Annotated in this window: 15 protein-coding genes; 5 read left to right on the top strand and 10 right to left on the bottom strand. The window is 69.8% G+C overall.

The window, feature by feature from the left end; genetic code table 11:
- The first annotated feature begins 190 nt into the window (after positions 1–190).
- Entirely contained in the window at positions 191–5128 is a 4938-nt protein-coding gene (locus LR394_RS26145) for an RHS repeat-associated core domain-containing protein (protein WP_231446866.1), read from the top strand.
- A gap of 10 nt (positions 5129–5138) precedes the next feature.
- Here LR394_RS26145 and LR394_RS26140 read toward each other — a convergent pair whose 3' ends face one another.
- From LR394_RS26140 to LR394_RS26105, 8 genes are read right to left on the bottom strand one after another with little or no spacing between them, the layout of a single operon-like run.
- Entirely contained in the window at positions 5139–6845 is a 1707-nt protein-coding gene (locus LR394_RS26140) for an ABC transporter ATP-binding protein (protein WP_231446865.1), read from the bottom strand.
- Positions 6842–8539, bottom strand: a complete 1698-nt coding sequence (locus tag LR394_RS26135) for an ABC transporter ATP-binding protein (RefSeq protein WP_231446864.1) — start codon at positions 8537–8539, stop codon at positions 6842–6844. Before LR394_RS26135 ends, LR394_RS26140 begins: the two co-directional genes overlap by 4 nt.
- Positions 8536–9651, bottom strand: coding sequence for an alpha/beta hydrolase-fold protein (locus LR394_RS26130; protein ID WP_231446862.1), 1116 nt, complete (start codon positions 9649–9651; stop codon positions 8536–8538). The genes LR394_RS26135 and LR394_RS26130 overlap by 4 nt, the downstream gene beginning before the upstream one ends.
- A complete protein-coding gene (locus LR394_RS26125) occupies positions 9648–10469 on the bottom strand; it encodes an ABC transporter ATP-binding protein (RefSeq protein ID WP_231446860.1) in 822 nt (273 codons plus the stop codon). Before LR394_RS26125 ends, LR394_RS26130 begins: the two co-directional genes overlap by 4 nt.
- On the bottom strand, positions 10466–11518 hold the full coding sequence (locus LR394_RS26120) for a FecCD family ABC transporter permease (protein WP_231446858.1): 1053 nt from the start codon (positions 11516–11518) through the stop codon (positions 10466–10468). The genes LR394_RS26125 and LR394_RS26120 overlap by 4 nt, the downstream gene beginning before the upstream one ends.
- Positions 11515–12558: a FecCD family ABC transporter permease gene (locus tag LR394_RS26115; protein ID WP_231446856.1), complete on the bottom strand. Its 1044-nt coding sequence runs from the start codon at positions 12556–12558 to the stop codon at positions 11515–11517. The genes LR394_RS26120 and LR394_RS26115 overlap by 4 nt, the downstream gene beginning before the upstream one ends.
- The gene (locus tag LR394_RS26110) at positions 12555–13556 is read right to left on the bottom strand and encodes an ABC transporter substrate-binding protein (protein ID WP_231446853.1); all 1002 of its coding nucleotides are present in this window, start codon (positions 13554–13556) and stop codon (positions 12555–12557) included. Before LR394_RS26110 ends, LR394_RS26115 begins: the two co-directional genes overlap by 4 nt.
- Positions 13553–15442 (bottom strand): siderophore-interacting protein, encoded by a 1890-nt coding sequence (locus LR394_RS26105; RefSeq protein ID WP_231446851.1) that lies wholly within the window; start codon positions 15440–15442, stop codon positions 13553–13555. The genes LR394_RS26110 and LR394_RS26105 overlap by 4 nt, the downstream gene beginning before the upstream one ends.
- 114 nt (positions 15443–15556) lie before the next feature.
- On the opposite strand from LR394_RS26105, the gene LR394_RS26100 reads away from it, so the two are divergent.
- On the top strand, positions 15557–17149 hold the full coding sequence (locus tag LR394_RS26100) for an AraC family transcriptional regulator (RefSeq protein WP_231446849.1): 1593 nt from the start codon (positions 15557–15559) through the stop codon (positions 17147–17149).
- A 27-nt stretch (positions 17150–17176) separates the two neighbouring features.
- Here the strand turns inward: LR394_RS26100 and LR394_RS26095 are convergent, their stop codons facing one another.
- Together LR394_RS26095 and LR394_RS26090 are read right to left on the bottom strand one after the other, a co-directional pair.
- A complete protein-coding gene (locus LR394_RS26095) occupies positions 17177–18931 on the bottom strand; it encodes an ABC transporter ATP-binding protein (RefSeq protein WP_231446847.1) in 1755 nt (584 codons plus the stop codon).
- Positions 18928–20718 (bottom strand): ABC transporter ATP-binding protein, encoded by a 1791-nt coding sequence (locus tag LR394_RS26090; protein WP_231446845.1) that lies wholly within the window; start codon positions 20716–20718, stop codon positions 18928–18930. Before LR394_RS26090 ends, LR394_RS26095 begins: the two co-directional genes overlap by 4 nt.
- 165 nt (positions 20719–20883) lie before the next feature.
- On the opposite strand from LR394_RS26090, the gene LR394_RS26085 reads away from it, so the two are divergent.
- The 3 genes from LR394_RS26085 to LR394_RS26075 all read left to right on the top strand — a co-directional run bounded on the left by LR394_RS26085 (position 20884) and on the right by LR394_RS26075 (position 23688).
- Complete coding sequence (locus LR394_RS26085; RefSeq protein WP_231446843.1) at positions 20884–21264, top strand: BlaI/MecI/CopY family transcriptional regulator; 381 nt, start codon at positions 20884–20886, stop codon at positions 21262–21264.
- On the top strand, positions 21261–22031 hold the full coding sequence (locus LR394_RS43220; protein WP_231446841.1) for a M48 family metalloprotease: 771 nt from the start codon (positions 21261–21263) through the stop codon (positions 22029–22031). The genes LR394_RS26085 and LR394_RS43220 overlap by 4 nt, the downstream gene beginning before the upstream one ends.
- 151 nt (positions 22032–22182) lie before the next feature.
- Positions 22183–23688, top strand: a complete 1506-nt coding sequence (locus LR394_RS26075; protein WP_231446839.1) for a PepSY-associated TM helix domain-containing protein — start codon at positions 22183–22185, stop codon at positions 23686–23688.
- The last annotated feature ends 38 nt before the right edge of the window (positions 23689–23726 follow it).

Here is a 23726-nt window from a genome sequence, read left to right as displayed (position 1 = left end):
ACGCGGCGCCAGGTGCGCTGACGGTGCCGGAGTGCTCACGCACCGGCACGGCCGATGAGAACGCGCCCCGAGGAACAGAACTGAACCACCCGCAGGACGACGCGAACGGCGGCTCTCGCCACCCGGGCGCGCGGTTCGGCCGGTGAGCCTGACGTGTCAGTGAGAAGCACCGCGCAGCAAGGAGAATGCCGTGGCCCGGCCGAGTGACTGGTACGTCCTGGACCTGGACGGGGACCCGACCCCGGGCGACCCGGCCAACGTGGAGACGCTGGCCGGGCGCTTCCTGGACTTCGCCGACACCGCCGAGCGGTGCTACCGCCAGGTGACCTCGATGGCCGGGGACAGCGCCGTGATGACCTGGGTGGGGCAGTCGGGCGACGCCTTCCGCAATCAGTTCGGCGAGTTCCCCGAGCAGTTGCGCAAGCTCTACACCTCGCACGAGATGTGTGGTGAGGCACTGACCCGCTTCGCCCCGGTGCTGGAGCAGGCCCAGGGGCAGGCCGACCGGGCGCTGGCCGACGGCCGCGAGGCCCGGGCCTCGCTGAGCAGTGCGACCGCGGCCCTGGCGGCGGCCACCGACGATGCCGGTGCTGCCTCGAAAAACGCTGACAAGCTGCAGAATCCGGAGAAGGACGCCCCCGAGCCGGACAAGGACCAGGTGGCCCAGGCGGTGCGCGACGCGCAGGCCGCCCAGCAGCGCCAGTCCGATGCCCAGGGGGCGGTCGGCGCCGCGCAGAGCGCTCTGGACGCAGCCAAGCGGATGGCCGAGCAAGCCCGGCAACTGCGCGAAGGGGCAGCAAAAGAAGCGGTCCGGGCGATCGACGAGGCCTCCGACGCAGGCATCCGCCCGCGCAGCTTCTGGGAGAAGCTGGCCGACTTCTTCAAGGGCCTGTGGGAGATCATCTGCAAGATCGCCGAGGTGCTGGCGATCGTGTTCGGGGTGCTGGCGATCATCTTCGGCGGCCCGTTCGCCTGGATCGCGCTGATCGCCGGCGCGATCCTCCTGGTGAAGGCGATAGTCGACTTCGCCCAGGGCAAGGGCAACATCATGGACCTGGTGTTCGGCCTGCTCGGGGTGATTCCCGGGATCAAGGGCCTGACCACCATCGGCAAGGTCTCGGCGCTGTTCAAGCAGGGCGGTCTCAAGGCGATCGGCAAGGCCGCCCTGACCGGCGCCAAGGACATCCTGAAGAACCTGGTCGCCAACATCAAGAGCCTCGGCGCCGGTCTCAAGGACATCGTGAAGAAGGGCCTCGGCGGCCCGATCGGCAAGATCAACACCGTCCCGAAGATCACCTCGAAGGACATCAAGGGCATCCCCGCCTGCGGTGACCCGGTGGACGTGGCCACCGGGCGGATGTTCATCGACCAGAGCGACCTGCACCTGCCCGGCCGGCTCCCGCTGCACCTGCACCGGGCCCACCTCAGCGACCACCGGTTCGGCCGCGCGTTCGGCCCGACCTGGGCCTCCTGGCTCGACCAGCGGCTGATCGTGCAGGGCGACACGGTGCACCTGATCAGCGCCGCCGGGATGATCCTCAGCTACGCGATGCCCGGCGAGACCGGTCGGGAACTGCCGGTGCACGGCGCGGCCGCCCCGCTGCGCCGGACCGAGGAAGGTTTCGCGATCGACAATCCCGACGGCGCCGGCAGCCTGTTCTTCGGTGCGGCCGACGAGGAGGGTGAGGCCCCGCTCCTGGCCGTGGCCGGCCGGCACGGCCAGCGCATCGAGGTGGACCGCGACGAGTTCGACCGGATCACGCTGATCCGGCACTCCGGGGGCTACCGGGTGGGAGTGGAGCACAACGAGGCCGGTCTGGTCTGCGCTCTGCGGATGCTCCCGCGAGCCGACGCGCCCACGGACGTCCACGGCGATCGTCCGTTGCTGGTACGTACGTTCGCCTATGACGAACGGCGCCGCCTCACCGCGATCGGTGACTCCGAAGGGCGCCTGCTGCACTACGACTACGACGACCAGGGCCGGATCGTGCGCTGGCGTGACCGCAACGACATGTGGTTCCGCTACGAGTACGACGATCAGAACCGATGCGTGCGCACGGAGGGCAAGGACGGCTACCTCTCCTACGGCTACGACTACGCCCCCGGGGCCACGAAGGTCACCGACTCTCTCGGCAATGTCACCACTTTCACCCTGAACGACGAGCTGCAGCTGGTGGCGCAGACCGATCCGCTGGGCGGCACCGTCCGTTCCGAGTGGGACGTGCAGCACAACCTGCTCTCGCGCACCGACGCCCTCGGCGGGACGACGCGTTTCAGTCACGACGCGAACGGTGACGTGGTCGCGATCGAGTCGGCGGACGGCCGCCGGATGACGTTCGAGCACTCCGCCCCTGGCCAGGTCTCCCAGGTGACCCAGCCGGACGGAGCCGTCTGGCGGCGCGAGTACGACGAGAACGGCCGGGTGGTCAGCGAGTCGACCCCCTCGGGCATGGGCTACGGGTACGACTACGAGGGCTCGGGTGAGCTGGCGGAGAACGTGAGCGAGTCCGCCGAGTGGGATGCCGCCGGCCTGCCTACTCTGGTCAGCAATGCGCAGGGGCAGACGCTGCGGTTCGTCCGGGACCGGTTCGGCCGTACCACCGAGGAGATCGACGACCAGGGCAACCGCACGACCTACCGGTACACCGTGGACGGCGAGCTGACCGAAATGGTAGACCCGACCGGCCTGATCCAGCGCTGGGTCTACGACGGCGAGGGCAACCCGGTCTCCTACACCGACGGCGCCGGCCGGACCACGACCCACAGCTACACCGGGTTCGACCTGCTGGAGGAGACGGTCGAACCGGACGGCGCCCGCACCCGCTACCGGCACGACACCGAACTGCGGCTGATCGAGTGGACCAATCCGGAGGGCCGCAGCTGGCGGTTCGAGTACGACGCCGCCGGAAGGCGGATCGCCGAGACCGATTTCGACGACCGCCGCACCGAGTACCGGCATGACGCGGCCGGCAACCTGATCGGCGAGCGGGACCCCTCGGGCGAGGTGACCGACTACGCCTGGGACGCCCGGGGCAACCTGGCCGCCCGGCGCAACAGTGCGGGTGAGACCCGGTACCGGTACGACGCGATGGGCCGGATGGTGCAGGTCATCGGCACCCACGCCAAGGTCACCCTGGAACGGGACGCGATGGGCCGGGTGATCGCGGAGACCGTCAACGACCGCACGGTGCACACCAGTTACGACGAGAACGGCCGTGTGGTCGGGCGTCTGACTCCGGCCGGCGGCGCCGCGGTCTGGGAGTACGACGTGGTGGGCCGGCCGATCATGCTGCACACCGCCCGGCACCGGCTGGACATCGGCTACGACAGCAACGGTTACGAAGCCTTCCGGCGGCTGGACAACCGGGTGTTCTCCGCCCACACGGCCGACGCGATGGGCCGCTCCCTCGACCGGCTCGTGCTCAGCGGTGACGTCACGAACCCCGCGAGCATGAAACCGGTCTACTGGCAACGCACCGCCTACGGCCCGGACAGCGATCCGGTCCAGGTCAGTGACCCGAACGGTGAGCGCCAGATCGAACTGGACCTCACCGGAAGGGTTCTCGCGGTACGGACCGAGGAAGGCACAGCCGTCGAGACGTACGCCTACAACGGCAACGGCGACGTGGTGAACGCGGACTGGGCCGGAGCCGGTGCGGTCGGCGGAGCCCGTGAGTACAGCGGCAGTCGCGTCGTGCGCGCCGGGCAGACCTGGTACGACTACGACGCCAACGGACGCACGGTGTCACGGGAGCGCTCGTCGGCCGAGGGGCAGCGCTACACCTGGAACGCCGACGGCCGGCTGACCGGGGTGACCACGTCGGACGGGCAGCGCTGGCGCTACGTGTACGACCCGCTGGGCCGGCGGATCGCCAAGGACCGGCTGGAGCCGGCCGGCCAGCGGGACCGGGTGGTGGAGCGCACGGAGTACATCTGGTCGGGCGCCATGCTGGTCGAGGAGATCCGGACCGACCGGGCCGGGCGCTCGGACGCGCGGACCTGGCACGGTCTGAGCGTCGCGAACGGGCCGGTGGCCCAGTACGAGCAGCACGCCGACCGGGAGGTGGTGCTGGGGCAGAGCCTGACCATGGTGGTGAACGACGTCATCGGCAACCCGGTCGCGCTGGTCGACACCGCGGGCGAGGTGCGCTGGCAGCGCCGGGGCACGATCTGGGGCCGGGACGCCGAGGGGACCGAGCACGGTAGCGGCAACGGCATCCCGATCCGGATGCCCGGGCAGTACCTGGACCCCGAAACCGGTTTCCACTACAACAACCAGCGCTACTACGACCCGGAGACGGGCCGTTACCTCAGCCCGGACCCGCTCGGTCTGGCCCCGGCACCCAACCCGGTGGCCTACGTCCGCAATCCGATGGTCTGGATCGACCCGCTCGGTCTGGCCGGGAAGGCCTGCAAGCGCAAGCGGGTCGAGCCGGAGAACTACCGGGAGGCCTGGGACCAGTTCAGCACACCGGCCGCGGCGAAGAATCCCGACGACCTCTCGGAAGCGGCCAAGCTCCTGGGGCAGCGGGACATGACGTACGGCGGCAAGTTCCCGGACTCGAAGGGCTACGTCCAGGCGGTCGGGCCGCACAAGAACGTGAAGGAGTTCTCCCTGGACAAGAACTGGGAGAGCGAGCACGTGATGCCGATGAAGGCGACCGAACTGGGCGGCTGGCGAGGCAAGAACCGGGACGGGGAGGACGACGAGATCGCGATGAGCATCCCGTACGGCGCTCACCGCGCGGGCCAGGACGGCATGGGTCTGGGCATCACCTCCACCGGCAGCGGCGAGACGGCCTCCCAGTGGGCGAAGTGGCTGGGCGACAAGATCAAGGCGGGTGACAGCTACGGTGCCTACAAGGAGGTGGTCAACGACGCGATGGCGGTCGACAAGCGGGCCGCCGGTGGGCTGATGCACTATCTGGACGACATCGGCAAGCACTATCCCGAGCGGCTGAACCAGAGCCAGGTCGACAGCCTCAAGGCCCACGTCGAGTACACGTACAAGAACGTGCATTTCTTCCGGGACTTCGGCGACCACTCGGCCTCCGACGCGGCGGGTGAACGGCTCTACAAGAAGCTGAAGCGGGAGGCGGCCAAGGAGGCGGCGGCAGCGGACTCCTGACCGCCCGCTGTTACCGGTCGCTCTCCCAAGCCGCCCACAACCTGGCATACACACCGCCGGCGGTGAGGAGTTCGTCGTGCTGGCCGGTCTCGATGATCCGGCCTTGCTCCATCACCACGATCTGGTCGCAGGTTGCTGCTTGGGAGAGTCGGTGGGCGACCACGATGGCGGTGCGCCCGGCAAGAACCGCGTCGGCAGCCCGGTCGAGTTCGCCGGCGTAGGTGGATCCGGCTTCGGCGGTGGCCTCGTCGAGGATCACCAGGTCTGCGTCGGCCAGGAGGAGGCGAGCGAGGGCGAGTTGTTGTGCCTGCGCTTCGGTGATCGGGTGCCCGTTCACCCCCAGTATCGTGTCCAGGCCGTTCGGGGCGTGGTCGAGGATCTCGACGGCGCCGGTGGCTGCCAGTGCGGCCTGGATCTCACGGTCGCCGGCCTCGGGGGCGGCGAGGGTGAGGTTGTCTCGCAGCGTGCCCGCGAAGACGTGGATCTCCTGGGTGATCATCGCGGTCCGGCGGGGGCGGATCACGGTCCCGCTCTCGGGTAGGTGGGTGCCGGCGACCAGACCGGCGAGGGTGGTCTTGCCTGCTCCGGAGACGCCGACGACGGCCAGGTGCTGCCCGGGCGGGACATTGAGGACGATGTGGTCCAGTACCAGTGGTCCCTGGCCGTAGCGGAACGAGACTTGGTCGAGTTGCACGGCGCGGCCCGCGGTCTGCTGTGAATTGCCCGGCGGGACCGGCACTGTCGTGACGGCGCCGAGCATGCGGCTCAGCGAGGTGAGGGCGGACTGGAGGGTGTCGACGACCAGCAGCAGCTGGTTGAGCGGTCCGAGCAGACGCAGCACGAGCAGCATGGCGGTGGTGGCGCCGCCGACGGTCGATGCCTCGAGTCGGATGAGCGCGAAGCCGACGACGAGCACGGTGGCCAGGCTCAGGTATTCCCCGAGGTTCAGCCGGGCGTTGAGCATGCTGAGCACGGTGCGGGCGCGCAGCGACTGCACGGCGACCCGCCAGGAGTCCGTCATCACGGCCTGATGACGTTGCTCGGCGATCCCGAAGCCGAGCACGGTGGCGTAGCCACGCTGGGACTCGAGGATCTGCTGGGCCCGCGCGCTCATCGCCGTGCGCTCGGCCCGGTAGACCCCCGGCCCGGTGCGCAGGAACCACCGCACGGCCAGCAGGTAGACCGGTAGCGCGACGGCGAAAGAGGCTGCGTAGGGCCATTCCAGTGCAGCGAGCCCACCCAAGGAGACGACGATGGTGAAAACGGTGACGGTGATGGCCGGGATCACGGTGGGAGCGGCATCGGCGACCGCGTTGACGTCGTCGCTGGAGCGGGAGATCAGGTCACCGGTGCCGGCCTGCTCGACGAGGTGCTGCGGGAGCGTCATCGTGTGCTCGACGAGTCGCTCGCGCAGTGCGGCCAGGAGCGAGTGGTACACGTGGGTGGCGAGCACGATCGTCAGTGCGGTGCCGCTCGCGCCGAGAACTGCGGAAAGGGCCATCACGGCCGTAACCGTCAGCACGGTGGCCAGATTCGCGGTGCCTGCCTGAGCGCGGTCGACGAGGAATCCGATGGCTACGGGAACGACCAGGTCGGCGCCGGTGCTGAGGAGCCCCAGCGCTCCGGTCGCGGCGAGCCGGAGCCGGTAGCCGCGGCTGAGCTGCCACACCTGAATGGCCGTTTCCCGGCCGCCGGCAACCGGCAGTCCTTGGTTCACGGCACCGACCCGGCGGCCGGAAGGTCCACGACACGGTCGCAGGCAGCCAGGAGCGCCGGGGCCGAGGCGATCAGCAGGGTCGAGCGGCCCGCCCGGACGGCAGGCAACCGGCTCGCGATCGCGTGCTCGGTGACTGAGTCGACCGCGGTGGTCGGGTCGTGCAGCACGAGCACCGGCGCGTCGCCGGCCAGGGCGCGGGCGAGCGCGACCCGCTGACGTTGGCCGCCGGAGAGCCGGTTGCCGCCCTCACCGACCGAGATGTCGAGGTCGGTCGCGAAGTCGTCGCAGCTGGCGGCCCGTACCGCGGCATCCACTCGGGCCGGCGAGCCCTGGGCTACGTTCTCGCGCAGGCTGCCGCTGAACAACGTGGCGCGTTGCGGGGCAACGGTGACCCGGGAGCGGTATTCGTCCGGCGACAGCTCGCGCCCGGAGATCCCGTCGAGGCACACCCCGACTCCTGTCTCGGCCCGCGGGTTCACCAGCGCCTCGACGATGCGGGCGGCGGTACGGTCGTCGGCCCGCAGGCCCACGAGTTCGCCGGGCTCAACGCGGAATGTCCGACCGGCAGGCAGATTTACGTCCAGTGCCGGTATCGCCCTGACGTCGTGCGGTTCGGCAGGAGCAGTTGCCGACGTGGTGTGCTCCTGCAGCAGGTCGAGGATTCGCGCGGATGCGGCGTGGGCGCCGGCGTAGTTGGGGATGGAGACGTTCGCGATCGCCTGGATCTGGGGCAGCAGGGCCTGGGTGAGACCGACCGAGGTGATCAGCCCGCCGATACTCAGTTGCCCGTCCACGGCGAACCAGCCCGCCAGCCCCAGCACCGCAGCGACGAACGTGCCGTTGATCAGGCCCGAGCCGGCCAGGAAACGTCCCAGCAGGCTCGCGTTGCGTCGGGCACCGGCCAGAGTCTCCTGGCTGGCCTGCCGGTACCGGCGGGCTGCCTCGGCCTCGGCGTGCATCCCCTTGATCACCCGGTAGCCGGTGACCAGGTCAGTGGCCCGCCCGACCGTGGAGGCGAGCAGCGCCTGGTACTCGCGGGTGTCGCGGGACAGCCGGGCGCTGAGGGCACCTGTGGACCAGACCACAGCCGGCGCCCCCACAAGCACCACGAGCCCGAGAATCCAGTGCGTCACCAGCAGCGAGGCCGCGATGAAGCCGATCGACGTGATCCTCGAGACCGGGATGACCGTCAGGATCACCCCGTTGGCCAGGCGCATGACGTCGGTGGTCATCATCGAGACCACGGCGCCGTCCGGTGCCCGGGCATTGGCGCCGATCGGGTGCAGCACGCGGGTGGAAAGGGCGCCACGCAGTCGGTGCTGCAGCACCTGCACCGCATAGGCAGTCAGCCGCAACGAGAACCGCGCGGCCGAGGTCAGGGCGATGTAGAGAGCGGCCAGCACTCCGAGCCACAGACCGAGCTGCTGGGCATCGCCGGTCGCCAGAGCCCGGTCGATCGCGAGTCCCATGACCACCGGAACCGCCGACTCGCCCACCTGCCAGACGATCGCGAGCAGCATCGCGGGAACACTGAGGTGCCGCACCGAGAAGATGACGTGCAGCAGGAACCGTCCAGGAGTGGTGCCTGGCCCGGTCCCGAACGTCTGAGCAGTGGGCGGTTGGGCCGGCGCCAGCAGGAAGACCGGCAACCAGCGGGTCAGCGGTCCTCGCCCCAGCCCCGCAGTGTCGCTCATCCGCCTCGCTCCGCCTTCCGGGGGAAGCACCAGAGCAGGGCGTCCGCAAAAAGGCCACGCCACCAGGCGTAGTCGTGTCCACCGGCGAACTCGCGGTAGACGGTGTCGTAGCCCTTGCTGGTGAGGACCTGATCCAGCCAGCGGCTATGGGTGTTCGAGCTCTCCAGCTCACCGACATCGTGGAAGATCCGGATCGGTGCCGTTCCGGCCGCCAGGAAGTCGGCGATCAATGTCGGTACGGGGTTGCGGCGCAGCAGTTCAGCCGCTCCGGTGCCCCACGTGAGGTCAGGGTGGTACCCGCACGAGGGGGACTGAAGGATGGCGTTGCCGAACGTTGCCGGGTGATGCAGAGCGGTCCATCCGGCGCACAGCCCCCCGAAACTCTCGCCGGCCAGGGCAACGTCGGCGGGGTCGGAAGAGAGCGGGTAGCGCTGGCGGAGCCAAGGCAGCAGCTCGTCCACCAGCATCTGGGAGAACTTGGGGTTGCAGAGCAGTTCGTCGTTACGTTGCGCGCCGAGTTGATCGACCAGGACCACCACACAGGGCCGGATCAACTCCGCCTGTACCAGGACGTCCCTGATGCTCGGTGCGCTGTGGTCCGATGTCCCGTCCAGGTGCACGACAAAGGGAAGGACGCCCGGGTCTGCGATCGGGGGCATCGAAACCCAGATGCGGCGCTCGTTTCCGAGGATCTTGCTGGTGAGAACGGTCGACTCCAGTGCCGGGGGCAGCTGTAGGGCGGCCTGGTCGAGCCAGGGCAGCGGATCGGCGTCGGGGAGGACGGCCACCGAAGCCCCGGAGAACCTCGGCACCGAGCACTCGGAGAACCTGGGCGGGGGATTGAACGGGTCCGGAACCTGTTCGTCTCTACGGGTGAACACGTACGAGAAGCGCAGATCCGAACGCATGCGCAGCTTGAGAACGTGAAACGGCCTACCGGGTAACGGAGTGAATGTCTGCGGGATCGGGTTGAAGCCGATCCTGGGACCGATGACGACCGAGAGGGTGACCGTCGCGTCGTCCCCGGGCTCGTCGACGAACGTCACGTCGACCTCGTCCGCGGAAACTCGCTCAATGAGAAGGGATCCGGTCTTCTCGGGGTGCTGCCTCACAGCTGCCGTTCCCGAGGGCGAAGCCGGGATCGTTCGCGGCCCAGCGGAACCACCTGCGGGCTGCCGGCCACCGGATCGGGTACCACCAGGCAGCGCAGCCCGAAGACCTCCTCGACCAGTTCGGCCGTGACCACCTGCTCCGGCGCTCCTTCGGCCACCACCTGGCCGTCCTTCATGGCGATCAGGTGGGTGCCGTAGCGGGCGGCCTGGTTCAGGTCGTGCAGCACGGCGACCAGGGTGTGCCCGGCCTCGTGCAGGTCGACGAACAGCTCCATCAGCTCGATCTGGTGGGTGATGTCGAGGAAGGTGGTCGGTTCGTCGAGCAGCATGATGCCGGTGTCCTGCGCGAGCGCCATCGCCACCCACACGCGCTGGCGCTGCCCGCCCGACAACTCGTCCACCAGGCGCCCGGACAGGTCGGTGACCGCGGTCCGGGCCATCGCCTGGGCCACCGCCTGCTCGTCGGTCTCGGTCCACTGCCGGATGAACCCCTGGTACGGATACCGGCCGCGAGCCACCAGGTCGGCCACGGTGATGCCCTCGGGAGCGATGGAGGTCTGCGGCAACAGCCCGATCTGCCGCGCCACCTCCTTGGTCTTGTATGTCCTGATGTCGGCGCCGTCCAGGACCACCTGCCCGGCCGAGGGTTTCAGCAGCCGGGAGAGGCTGCGCAGCAGGGTGGACTTGCCGCACGCGTTCGGGCCGACGACAACCGTGAACGACTGGTCGGGGACCGCCACCGAGAGGTCCTCGGAGATGATCCGCCGGTCGTAGCCGATCGTCGCCGATTCCAGATGAAGGCGCGCACTGCGGTTCACAGTCGTCTCCTGGCTTCGGTGAAGAGCAGATATCCGAGGTACCCACCGCCGAGCATGACGGTGATGATGCCGACCGGCAGCGGAGTGGGAGCGACGTGCTGGGCGAGGTAGTCGGCCCCCAGGCACAGCAGGGCGCCGACGAAAGCAGCCGGGGCGAGGGTGATCCCGGCGGTGCGGGCGAGGCGGCGCCCGATCTGCGGGGCGACCAGGGAGACGAACACGATCGGTCCCGACGCGGCCGTGACGGCCGCGGTCAGGGCCACGCCGACCACGACCAGGGCGAGACGGGTCGGCGACACGCGCACCCCCTGGGAGGAGGCCGCGTCGTCGCCCAGTTCCATCTGCCGCATCGCCCGGCTCAGCAGCGCGGCCAGCAGCAGGAGGACCGCGATGCAGGCCCCGCCGCCGACGACCTGGTCCCACGAGACGCCGTTGAGTGAACCGGCTCCCCATGCGGCGGCCGCCATGGCCTGGTCCAGATCGGCCCTGAGCATCAGCCAGGTGTTCACCGAACCGAGCATCGCCGAGACTCCGATGCCGACGACGATCAGCCGGAACCCCTGAACCCCGTGCCGGTAGGCGAGCGCGTAAACGGCCACGGCGGTGGCCATCCCGCCCAGCAGAGCTCCGCCGGCCAGCTGCGTGTAGCTGCCGTTGACGACCAGGATCACGATCAGGGCGCCGGTGTAGGAACCCTGGGCGAACCCGATGACGCCGGGGTCGGCCAGCGGGTTGCGCAGCAGCGACTGGAACACCGCGCCGCTGACGCCCAGCGCCGCTCCGAAGACCAGCGCGGCGGCCACCCGGGGAAGCCGCCAATGAAGGACGATCTCGCGGACGATTCCGCTCTCCCCACCGAGGAGGGTGGAGACCACCTGTCCAGGACTGAGCTCGTAAGAGCCGGCCATCAGGGCCAGCACAGCCAGAGCGGCGAGCACGACGGCCAAGAGGGTGCAGACGACGACCGATCGCCACTCCAGCCGAAGCGCGATCCTGCGGCGCCGTACCACCAGCACCGGCCGTCCGAAGTCGACCCTCGATGTGCTCACAGCCCGCTCGCTTCCTTCCGCCGCACCAGCGCGATGAGGACGGGGGCACCGACGAAGGCGGTGACGATGCCCACGGGCACCTCGCCGGGCCGCAGGACGAGGCGGCCGAGGATGTCGGAGGTGAGCAGCAGACTCGGGGCCAGAAGCATGCTGTAGGCGAAGATCCAGCTCTGGTGGGGTCCGACGATCCAGCGGGCCACGTGCGGCACCATGAGCCCGACGAAGGCGATCGGCCCGGCGATCGCGGTGGCGCCGCCGGCCAGCAGGGTGAGCGCGATCACCGAGAGCACGCGGGTGCGCCCCAGACGCACGCCCTGGGCTACCGCGAGCTCGTCGCCGAGGGCCATGGCGTTCAGCGAACCGGACACGGCGAAGGCCAGGACCAGGGCCACTGCGAAGAACGGCAGGATCGGCCAGACCACCTCCAGCGGGCGGCCGGTGACCGAACCGGCGTTCCAGGATCGCATCGCGTCGAAGGCTTCCGCATTGGTCAGCTGCAGGGCCTCTCGGGCACCTCCGAGAACCGCGGTGACGCAGACCCCGGCGAGGACGACGACCACGGGCGAGCGGCCTTGCCGGGTCGAGCCGAGGGTCAGCACCATGAGGGTGACGATCAGGGCTCCAGCGAAGGCGAACCACTGGTAGGCCTGGATGTCGCGAATGCCGAGCAGTCCCACGGCGAGGGTCACCGCGAAGGACGCCCCGGCATGGACGCCGAGAATGCCCGCATCGGCCAGCGGGTTACGGGTGATGGCCTGGATCAGTGCGCCCGAGAGGCCGAGGGCGACGCCGACGACCAGGGCCACGATCGTGCGCGGCAGCCGGAAGTCGCGGATCGCGTACTGGTCGAGGCCGGGGGACGGGTGGAACAGGGCGTCCCACACCACCGATGGCGCGATCGCGGTCGAGCCGATCATGACGCTGAGCATCAGCAGGGCGGCCAGCAGCACCAGGGCGGCGACCAGTCCGATGAGACGACGACGCGGTCCGGGCGCCGTCGCGGCGCCCGGACCGACGGGTCGGCGGGTGAGGGTCGTCATTCCTGGGCGGGGAGCTTCGCCAGTGCGCGCTCGAGCGACTCCAGGTACTGAAGGACCGGCCCGTAGGAGTTGTTGCCGGGGCAGAAGACCCCGAGGGCCTTACCGTCGGTCACCGTCGGCAGTGCCTTCCAGGTGTTGGTCTCGACCACGGGTGCGAAGGCCTCGGTCGGCTGGCCGTCGGCCTCGACGGGGTAGGTGATCACGTCGTACTCGGACAGCTTCCCGATCTGCTCGAACGGAAGGGACTCGTAGGCCAGGGGATCCTGGCCGGCCGCTGCCTCGGGAAGGTCCAGACCGATGTCGTCGCGGGCGATCTCGGAGCAGCCGATGTCAGCGATGTAGAACGTTCCGGGATCGTTCCAGTCCCCGCGGGAGACGTCGACGAATGTGCTGCCGTCGATGAGCTTGCCGTACTTCTCCTGAACGGTGCTGACCCGCTGGGCGAACTCCGTCTTCTGGGCGCTCAGGTTCTGCGTCAGGTTGCCGGCCTCGGCGAGCTTGTCGGCGAAGGCTTTCCACTCGGTGTCGAGGCCGTAGAACAGCGTCGGTGCGATCGTCTCCAGTTGCTTCTCGATCGCCTCGAACTCGTCGTCGGGCAACTGCACCAGGATGAGGTCCGGCGTGAGGCCGGCGACCTTCTCCAGGTCGACCTCGCCACCTTCGGGCCCGACGATCGTGGCGGCCGCAAAGGTGGCCTGCTGATCCTCGGGCAGCTTCTCGAGAGTGGAGGCGGCGACCTCGGTGATGCCCACCGGCTTGCCGCCGAGGTCGACGATCGGCTGGCCCGTGTTCCCGATCGTGACGATCCGCCGGGGAGCGGCGGAAACCTCGATGCTGCCGTTGTCGGCGGTGACGGTGCGGGTCTCGGAGGTTTCCGCGGTCTGGGTCGACGCGGCGCCGGTGTCGTCTGCGTCGTCGCTGCCGCAGGCGGTCAGGACGATCGTGGCGCTCAGGAGTCCGGCGGCCAGGGCCGCGCCGTGCCGTCGCAAGTTGGTCATGGTTGGGTTCTGCTTTCTCTGGCTTCGTTCTCGGGGGACAGGAGTTCGTGGACGGTGATGCCCCAGCCGACGGTGTGCGCGGCGCGGCGGACGAGTCCCGCTCGGGTGATCACGGCGTCGAGTTCGGCGGCGGTGCGTAGGCCGGAGCCGTGCACGGTGAGCGCGAGCAGGTCTGCCTCGCCTTCGTGCTCGTCCAGGTCGTCGGCATCGAGGACTTCCTCGATCAGCAGCACCCGGCCTCCGGGCCGGAGGTTCTCGGCGGCCCGGCGCAGGGCGTGGGCCGCGTCGGCGTCGGGGAGGTTCTTGAAGGCCCGGCTGACGAGCACGGCGTCGGCCGCCGGACCAGGCTCGAAGACGGACTGTTCCCGCACGCTGACCTGCGCGCGCTGCTGCTCGTCAGGAATCGTCTCGGGCAGGTCGCGGCGTAGCCAGTCGGCCTGGGTGGGCAGGGCACAGATCGTCACCTGCAGGCGGTCATGGACGGCGACGAATTCGCGGGCCTGGGCGCCGGCGCCGCCGGAGTGGATCACCAGGTGCTGAACTCCGGCGAGCAGATCGGACTTGGCGATCGGCTCGGCCAGGGCAGGCTGGAATTTAGCCAGCCGCTCGAGGTACCGGTTCTCGTAGTCCGGTTCGGCGTGCACGTCGGTGAACATCTGACCGGTGATGGACCGGTAGGCGGCCCGGCCGGTGCGGATCGACTCGGTGAGGCCGAAGAGCCCGAGCCTCTCGCGACCGACCACGCCATCGGGGTGAAGGCTGTCCGCGATGAATTCCAGAGTGAGGACGTCGCCGACGGGAGTGAGCGCGTAACGGCCGGTTTCGGTCTGGGTCAGGATCTCCAGGGCGTGCAGGTAACGCAGCAGCTTGCCCAGGGCACGCTCGTCGGCGCCGCTCCTGGTGGCCAGTTCGCTCACGCTGCTCACGCCGCGGGAGATCAGGTCGGGCACGCCGAGTTCGACGGCGCTGCGGATCGCGAGCGGTGCGGTGAGCTCGGTCAGGTTGTGGAGCTTCTGGAACGGGGTCAGCGACTTCTCGGGGTCAGGCAGCGCCCCGTCGGCCTCCAGAGCGACGACCGCGGAATGCCGCCAGTATCCGGCGAAATCGATGTCCGCCTTGGGCACGTCGCGTTCTTCGACCAGGTGGCGGCGAATGTCGCGGACAGCGTTGTGCTCCCCGGCCAGCCACGCGAACACCTGGCCCGGCCACCACTGCGCTGAGCGGACGGCCTCGGTCAGCAGCGCAACGGTCCCGGCCGGGGCACCGTTACGGACCAGCCAGGTCACGTCCACGCCCGGCCGTTTTCGCAGGTCCTGGCGGTGGACGTCGTCGGAGACCTCGATGAAGACCTGGGCGCGAGCGTCGTCGGGCAGTTCCTCGAGCAGACGGCTGATCGCGGGCAGCGCGGTGTCGTCGCCGGCCACCAGCAGCCAGGCGGCGTCGGCGGGTAGCGCCTTCGACGTGCTCGGCCCGCTGAAATGCACGCGGTCGCCCAGCTGCGCGCGGTAGGCCCAGGTCGTCCCCGTGCCCACGCCATGCTTGACGAAGTCCACGTCCAGCTCGCCGGTCTCGGGGTCCCAGCGGCGAACCGTGTAGGCCCTGGACAACGGCCGGGGATCCCGGGGCACGGTCAGCCTGGCCTCTCCCTGGATCGGGAGCACTGCGGCGCTCTGGCCGGGGTACGGGAAATAGAACGTGATGTCGTCGTCGAAGCCGGAGGATGCGAACGCCGGGCGCGCCGTGCCGTCGGGCGAGCTGAACCCGCCCAGCTGGTCGCCGGCCAGCGTGATCCGCCGCATCCCCGGGGTGAGGTCGAGGACCCGGACCACTTCGACCTCGCGCAGGGTCGGCGGGTGCACGGTGAGCCGACGCGAGGTCTTCGGCATAGGAGTAGCCAGCTTTCTGGTTGCTTCATGGGCTCGGGCCGCGGAACGGCGCGTTGCTAAGGTTAGGTAAACCTCACCTATCGTGGCGTGCGCAAACTGCCGCATAGTTAGGACATGGTCTTCACCGCCGGCCCGGTCGACCCGCCGCCGATACCGCCTTCGCGGTGGAGCGCGACCGGCCCGTCCGTTCGGCCGCTCCTGATCTGGGTCCGCACCGGCACGGCTCATGTGCACCTCGACGACACGGCGGTGATCCACCTCCAGGCCGGCCAGGGCGCCTGGATCCCCGCAGGTGACTGGGTCGAGCGCGCGATCACCACGGAACCCGGCACCGTCGCCTTCCCGCTGTGGCCCCACGCCGGCGCCGAAGGGCCTTGTGCCCCGACCCACTTCGAGGTTCCTGGTGACTGGCAGGACTGGCTGATCCAGCTCTTCAATCTGCAGGTCACCCCCTACAGCGGCCGCGGGTACTCGCTGGAGACGATCACCGAGCTCCTGCACCGTCCCGGTTCGCGTCCCTCGGCGCCTACCGAGGGCGACCCCAGTCCTCTGGGGATGGCGGTCCCGGCGATGCCGCGCGCTCGCGGTGCCCTCGCCGTCGCCGAGGAACTGATTCGCGATCCCGCATTGGATCTCACCGTCGCGCAGTGGGCGGCGCGAGTGCTCTCCAGCCCGCGCACCCTGCGCCGCGACTTCCTCACCGGCACCGGGCTCACGTTCGAGCAGTGGCGGCTTCTGTGCCGCCTCGGCGCCGCCGTGGAGTTCCTGGCCGGCGGCTACGACGTGGATCAGGTGGCCCTGCGCGTGGGCTTCGCCAGCCGCAACGGCCTGACCCGGGCCTTCAAGAACCGATTCGGAACGACTCCCCACGAGTTCGGCCGGGAGATCAGCGCCCGGCCCGGGGAAGGCAAGCTGACGCAACGGGCGGCAGCGGCCCGCCAGGCCGACGACCTGATCCGGATGATGCGCACCAGCGGCGCCCCGGCAGCGCCCGCGATGCTGCCGGCGGCCAGCACCCCCTGGCACACCAACGACATCCACGTGCTCAGCTGGATGTACCGAGGCAGCGGCTACTTGGACCTCGGCGGCCGGCACTACGAACGCGAGCGCGGGGTGGCGACCTGGATCCCCGCCGGACTCGAGCACATCACCGGCCTGCGCGAGAACTCGGTCTCGCTGCCCCTCGGGAACGCCACCACCGGGGATCTTCAACTGAGCGAGCCGCTTCAGGTCCGGTTCTCACCCGCCTGGGACGACCACCTGATGTTCTGCTCCATCAGCGCGCGCTCCGGGCTGCGCCCCGACAACCACGACCCCCGCCGGATCCTGCAGCTTTTCGCCGAGCAGGTCGCCTCCCAGCGTGCGCTGTCAGTCCCGATGCCCGTCGATGCGCGGGCGCGGGCAGTTGCCCTGGACCATCTACGTCGGCTCGGCGAGCCGGGCCCCATCAGCGAGACCGACGTCCCCACTGCTGTGCACCGTGCTTTTCGCGACGAGACCGGCATGACCCTGGGCCGCTGGCGCTACGCCGCCCGGATGCGCATCGCCCGGGACCTGCTTGCCGGGGGCGCCCAGCCCAGCGTCGTGGCCCGCCGAACCGGCTACGCCCATCTGCCGACCTTCAGCGCTGCCTTCTCTCGCTTCCACGGACTCTCGCCCCGCCAATTCCAGCAGCGCCATGCCGAGGGGAACCCGCCGCGACCCTGAACAATGTTCTCGGCGCCTGCCGGTGATTCATCTGATGCGCCAGTTGGCGGCGCGCTCGCGGTCTTTCCACATCCGGGCGTACAGGCCGTCGGGCCGGGTGATCAGCTGATCGTGGGTGCCGCGCTGGGTGATCCGGCCTTCGCGCAGGACCAGGATCTGCTCGGCGTGGCGGATGGTGCTCAGGCGGTGGGCCACGACGAGAACGGTCCGGTTGCGCATGAGCTCGCCCAGGGCTTCCTGGATCGCCCGCTCGTTCACCGGGTCCAGGGCGGAGGTGGGCTCGTCCAGCAGCACCACGGGGGCGTCCTTGAGGATGGCCCGGGCGATCGAGAGTCTCTGGCGTTCGCCGCCGCTGAGGGTGAGACCGCCTTCCCCGATCCGGGTTTCGTACCCGTCCGGCAGCGCGGTGATGAAGGTGTGGCAGCGGGCCGCGCGGGCGGCCCGCTCGATGTCCGCAGCGGTGGCCTCGGGCCGGCCGAGCGCGATGTTGTCGCGGATGCTGCCCTGGAACAGGTACACATCCTGGAACACGATGGTCACCGCGTCGAACAGTTGGTCCTGGGTCAGGTCGTTCAGGACGACTCCGCCCAGGCGAACGGTGCCGCGGTCGGGGTCGTAGAACCGGCTGGCGAGGGACAGCAGAGTGGACTTGCCCGCGCCCGAGGGGCCGACCAGGGCCGTGGTGGTGCCGGCGGACGCGGTGAAGCTGACGTCGCTCAGCACGGGCCGTTCGGGGTCGTACCCGAACCGGACTGCCTGAAACTCCAGGTCGTGCTCCAGCGGCCGGGCGATCTCGCGATCGCGGAACGCCTGCGGCGCAAGGGAGTGCAACCGGGCAATGCGTTGCAGGGCGGCGTCGGTCAGGCGCAGGCCCTCGGCCTCCACCGCCACCGAGACCAGCGGGGTGTAGACCCGCAGTACCACGACGAGGAAGACGACGGCGGTGAAGGCATCCACCTGCCCGTCCAGCAGCCCGTAGCCGCAGACCGCGATGACCAGAGGCACGCCCAGGAAGACGACACCGATCGAGACGTACGCCAGCGGTGTGATTTTCACGGCCAGGGCGTCGTTGACGGCACGCATCCGGGCCACCGCCTCGCGGTACCAGAGCAGCTTGGGGCCGACCTGGTGGTACGAGCGGGCGGTGGCGATGCCCTGGACGTACTCCACGATCCGGCCGTTGGCCTCGGCGAGGGTGTCGGCCCGCTGCAGCGACTGCTGCACGAAGGCCCGGTTCACGAGCAGGAAGACCGGGGCGGCGACGACGATGCTGACCGCCACCACCGCGGCCATCAGCGGGTCGATCACGGCCAGGCCGATGAGCGTGGCGATCGGCAGCGCGGCCCCGCCGACCAGGTTCATCAGCCCCTGGTGGGCGTAGATCGCGACCTGTTCGTGGTCGGCGCCGAGGACCGCGCTGATGTCGCCGGAACCCTTGCCCGCCACCGCGCCCACCGGAAGTTTCTCGACGTGCCGCAGAGCGTTGATCCGGCCCTCGCCGACCGCCTGGAAGGTGTTCACCCAGGCCAGGTGATTGGCCCCGAACCAGAGCGCGTACTGGAGGGACACCGCGACCACCACGACGGCCCCGGCACCGACCGCGCCGCTCTCGTCGAGCGTCCCGGTCCGGATCGCCTCGACGCTCCAGACGATCACCGCCACCGGGACCCCCATCGCGGCCGCGGCCAGAGCACGCAGAACAACAGCCAGGACCAGAGGACGTCGGCGCTCACCGAACACCGACCACAGGGCTTTGAGCGGGGAGACCGCAGCAGTGTTCAACGGGTCTTCTCCGTGATGTCGATCGAGGGCTGCAGGGCCTCGCCGTCGAAGGCGTCCCAGAGCCGGGCGTACAGGCCGTCGGCCGCGACCAGCTCGCTGTGCCGGCCGCGTTCCACGATGCGGCCGGCGTCCATCACCAGGATCTGGTCCGCGCCCACGACCGTCGAGAGGCGGTGCGCCACCACGATCAGCGTTCGTCCCTGGACCAGGCTGGACAGAGCCTCCTGCAGGGCGGCCTCGTTCTCCGGGTCGACGTAGGCGGTGGCCTCGTCCAGCACGATGATCGGCGCGTCCTTCAGCAGGGCCCGGGCGATCGAGAGGCGCTGCTGCTCACCGCCGGAAAGGCGGGCGCCGCGGGAGCCGATCCGGGTGCGGTACCCCTCGGGCAGCGCGGTGATGAAGTCGTGGGCGCGGGCGGCCCGGGCGGCCTCGTGCAGTTCCTCCGGCGTGGCGTCGGGCCGGGCCAGGCGCAGGTTCGCCTCGATGGTGTCGTCGAACAGGAAGGTGTCCTGCAGAACGAAGGCGATCTGGGACATCAGCTGGTCGAAGGGCATCTGCCGGACGTCGGCCCCGCCGACCGACACCTGCCCCTCGTCGACGTCCCAGAACCGGCAGATCAGCGAGGCCAGGGTGGACTTCCCGGCCCCGGAAGGACCGACGATCGCGGTCATGGTGCCGGGCTCGGCCCGGAAGGAGACCCCCGAGAGGGCCTGATGCGGGCGTCCTTCCATGTCGAGGTGGGCGAAATGCACGTCGGTGACCTCGACCTGCGGCCTGCCCAGCGGCGCGGCCTCGGCCGGCTGGGGCAGGACCGGCAGGTTGCCCAGATCGGTGATCATGGCCGCCCCGAGGCCGAGCCGGCCCAGCTGGGTGACCAGCTGCATCAGCTTCATCAGCGACGAGGTGTAGCCCAGGCCGACGATCAGGAACAGCAGGAGGTCGGCGGTGCCGAGCGATCCGGCCTGCCACATCCAGAGCCCGGCCGGGACGATCACCACCACATTGCTGGCGAGCAACGTGTAGAAGAGCGTGTACGTGGGAACCAGCTGACGTCCCCACTCGGCCTGGAAACCGGTCGCGGCGCGGATCGCCGCGGACGTCTCGGCGAAGGGGTCGCTGCTGCGGTGGAACGTGCGGATCACCGGCAGGCCCCGCACGAACTCGACCATCGAGCCGTTCATCGTGGCCATCGCCGCACCGTAGGCCGCGGTCTTGTCGGCCCCCAGGTTCGCCCCTCGGATCATCAGCGGCAGGGAGACCACCACGACCGACAGCGAGACCAGACCCATCCGCCAGTCCACCCACAGCAGCCAGGCGGTGGTGCCGAACAGGACACCGGCCGTGGAGATCAGGTCCGGGACGGCGTGGGCCAGGAACGACTCCAGGCGCTCGACGTCGTCGTTGACGACCCGCTGGATCTCTCCCGAACGGCGACGGGTCAGCTGACCGAGCGGAACCCGCCCCAGCCGCTCACCGATGCTCAGCCGCAGATGCTCCAGGGTCGCGAACGCGGCCCGGTGCGAGGTCCAGGTCGCAGCTCCCAGCAAACCGGCCATCCCGACCACACCGCCCAAGGCGAGCAGGACGTCCGTACGTAGTTGCTCGTGGCTGGTGGTGCCCTGAACCACGGCGTTCAGGGCGTGGTAGATCGCCCAGTACGGGATCAGTTGACACACGGTGCCGGCGAAGGCGAGTGCCGCGGAGGCCAGGAAGAAGCTGCGCCCGTGGCGGGCCAGCGGCCACATCAGCCGCAGGCCCTGCCCGGGCGAGGGGGTGGTTCTCGACACCTGTGGTTCCTCATCTGCTGTCCGATGCTGCCTGCTGCGCACCCCTGACCAGCGGTAGCAGCCGACGGACAGCCTATTGCCAACAGTTCGCAACGGCCGTACGCGGGGAGCACCGGGTCTAGGGTGGTCTCTCTACGTCGTGTAGAGAGAGGGAGGGCGAGCGGCATGACCCGGCGCGACCATCTGGAACGAGCTGTGCTCGAGTGCCTCTGGGACCACCCGGACGGCCTGACCGCCCCCGAGGTGGTGGACCTGCTCGCCGAACGTCAGCCGGCCCTGACCACCGTGCACACCGTGCTGGACCGCCTGCGCGCCAAGGACATGGTGCTGCGCGAGCGCGACGGCCGGGTCTACCGCCACCGCGCGGTGCGCAGCCGCGAGGAGATGACGGCGCAGGCGATGCTGGCGGTCCTGCAGGACAGCGCCGACCACCACCTGGCCCTGTCGATGTTCGTGCGCTCGGTGTCCTCGGCCGATGCCGAGTCGCTGCGTAAGGCGCTGGGTGCGGGCGAGAAGGACCGCCCGACGCGCCGGCGTCCTTCGTGAGTCCGGAGCTGGCCGGGCGGATCCTGATGCCGCTGGCCGTCATCGCCCTGCTGTGGCCGGTTCCGGTCCTGCTCTCGCGGGCCCGCTGGACCAGCCGGGCCCCGCGCGCGGCCGCCGTCACCTGGGTGGTCTACGCCCTGGTCACCGCGTACGTGCTGCTGCTCACCCTGGCCCTCAGTGCCGACTCCTGGCTGATCGCCGGGTTGCTGCTGCTGTGGATGCTCGGGCGGCTGTTGCAGACCGTGTACACCTTGCGCGGGTCGCAGCGCCGTCACCAGGATGCCCTGGCCATGGTGGCGATCTACGACCCCGAGCTGCGGGTGCACATCATCGACGACGACCGGGCGCTGGCCTACTGCCTGCCCAACGGGTCCCAGCCGATGGTGGTGGTGACCCGCGGGTGCCTGGAACTGGCCGACGACACCGAGTTGCGGGCGATTCTGGCGCATGAGCGCAGTCACGCCCAGAACCGCCACGACCTGCTGGTCGCCGGTTTCCTGGCCTGGCAGCGGATTTTCCCGTTCGTGCCCTCGTGCCGGGTGGCGGCCGCTGCGGTCGGCGCGGCCACCGAGGCCTGGGCCGACGACGAGGCCGCCGCCCACGTCAGCCACGACGTGACCCTGCGGGCCATCATGCGCCTGGGCTCCGGCGTGCCGGGTGGGCTGGACGGTGTGGGCTGGGAGCCGGATGCGGCCACCCTGGCGCGGGTGCGGCGGCTGCTGAGCCAGATGCCGGAAAGTCGCCGGTTCGCCCTCCAGAATCCCTAGCCGAAGAAGCGTCTCAGGAAGCGGCGCACGATTCAGGCCGCCGGATCGGACGAGCTTGTTCTACGACACGTAGAGATGTGTGTAGGGTTCATTTCTACGTGACGTAGAAACGTCGTGCTGCCTGGATTCCTGACGCGCGAGGAGTGCTGTTGTGACCCTGCCTGCCGACCGGACGGAAGATCCGTCGATCGAGGACCCCCACGTCCTGACGGCGGTGGTCGAGGACGAAAAGCCACGCCCAGTAACACGACGGAGCCCTTGGGGTGCGCTGATCCTGCGGCTGCACTTCTATGCCGGGGTGTTCATCGCCCCGTTTCTGGCGGTCGCCGCGCTCACCGGGCTGGCGTACGTCTTCAGTCCTCAGCTGGACAGCATCGTCTACCGCGACGAACTGCACGTGGATCCGCAGGGTCGGACCGCGCTGCCGGTGGCCCAGCAGATCGCCGCCGCCCGGGCCGCGCATCCGGAAGGCGATGTCGCTCAGGTCATTCCGGGCAGCACGGCTGAAGACACCACTCAGGTCACGCTGAACGTCCCCGAACTCACCGACGACCGCCAGCGCACGGTCTACGTCGACCCGTACACCGCCGAGGTGCGCGGTGAGCTGACCACCTGGGCCGGATACACCCCGGTGCGTACCTGGCTGGACGACACCCACCGCAATCTGCAACTGGGCGACTGGGGCCGCTGGTACAGCGAGACCGCCGCCAGCTGGCTGTGGGTCGTCGTGCTCGGGGGCCTGTTCCTGTGGTGGCAGCAGCTGCGCCGCCGCACCCGCGACTCCCGCGGATTTCTGCGCCGCGCCCTCACCCCGGACCTGGCCGCCCGTACAGGAGTCCGGCGCACCCGCAGCTGGCATGCGGCCCTGGGCGTCTGGCTGGCCGTGGGTCTGCTGTTCCTGTCTGCCACCGGCCTGACCTGGTCACGCTGGGCCGGCGGCAACTTCGGCGAGGTTCTCACCGCGCTGAACAGTAACTCCCCGGAGGTCTCCACCTCCCTCGAGGCATCCGGTTCCACGGCTGCCACCGGCCACGAAGGTCACGGGATGTCGGAAGCGCCGGCTCCGGTCTCCGACGAAGCCCAGTCGCTGGACCGGGTGGATGAGGTGATCGCGGCCGCCAACGGCGCGGGGCTGAACGATGCCGTCCGGCTCACCCCGCCGGCTGCCGAGGGGGAGGGCTGGCTGGTGGTCGAGAAGGACCGCAGCATCCCGGTCCACTTCGACAAGGCCGTGGTGGACCCGAGCACGTCCGAGGTGGTGAGCGTCAGCCGGTTCGCCGATTGGCCGTTCCTGGCCCAGGTCACCAGCATCGGGATCGCGGCGCACATGGGGCTGCTCTTCGGCCTGGCCAACCAGCTGCTGCTGGCCGGGCTGGCGGTCGGCCTGCTGTGCGTGATCGTGTGGGGCTACCGGATGTGGTGGCAGCGACGGCCCACCGGCAAGCGTTTCGCCCTCGGCTCGGCCCCGAAACCGGGCGCCTGGCGCGCGGTACCCCCGGTGCAGTTGCTGTTCGCTGCTGCGATCGCCGCCGCAGTGGGCTGGTTTATGCCCGTTCTCGGGGTCACCCTGATCGCGTTCCTCGTCGTGGACGCCGCCGTCGGCCTGGCCCGGAACCAGCGCAAGGGCGCCGGAACAGTTTCGAGTGCGAGCCGCTGAGCGATCCTCGGCCGAGGTCAGTCGATGGGCGCGCCGGA

Origin of the sequence: Kineosporia babensis (assembly GCF_021129305.1) — a bacterium.
In the GTDB taxonomy this organism is placed as follows: domain Bacteria; phylum Actinomycetota; class Actinomycetes; order Actinomycetales; family Kineosporiaceae; genus Kineosporia; species Kineosporia babensis.
Note: the sequence above shows the minus strand (reverse complement) of the source record. Positions and strands in the feature narration are given on the sequence as shown.

Excerpts from the sequence above, each read along its gene's own strand:
- LR394_RS26135 (WP_231446864.1), bottom strand. The coding sequence starts at position 8,539 with ATGAGCGACACTGCGGGGCTGGGGCGAGGACCGCTGACCCGCTGGTTG.
- LR394_RS26115 (WP_231446856.1), bottom strand. The coding sequence starts at position 12,558 with ATGACGACCCTCACCCGCCGACCCGTCGGTCCGGGCGCCGCGACGGCG.
- LR394_RS26110 (WP_231446853.1), bottom strand. The coding sequence starts at position 13,556 with ATGACCAACTTGCGACGGCACGGCGCGGCCCTGGCCGCCGGACTCCTG.
- LR394_RS26105 (WP_231446851.1), bottom strand. The coding sequence starts at position 15,442 with ATGCCGAAGACCTCGCGTCGGCTCACCGTGCACCCGCCGACCCTGCGC.
- LR394_RS26100 (WP_231446849.1), top strand. The coding sequence starts at position 15,557 with ATGGTCTTCACCGCCGGCCCGGTCGACCCGCCGCCGATACCGCCTTCG.
- LR394_RS26085 (WP_231446843.1), top strand. The coding sequence starts at position 20,884 with ATGACCCGGCGCGACCATCTGGAACGAGCTGTGCTCGAGTGCCTCTGG.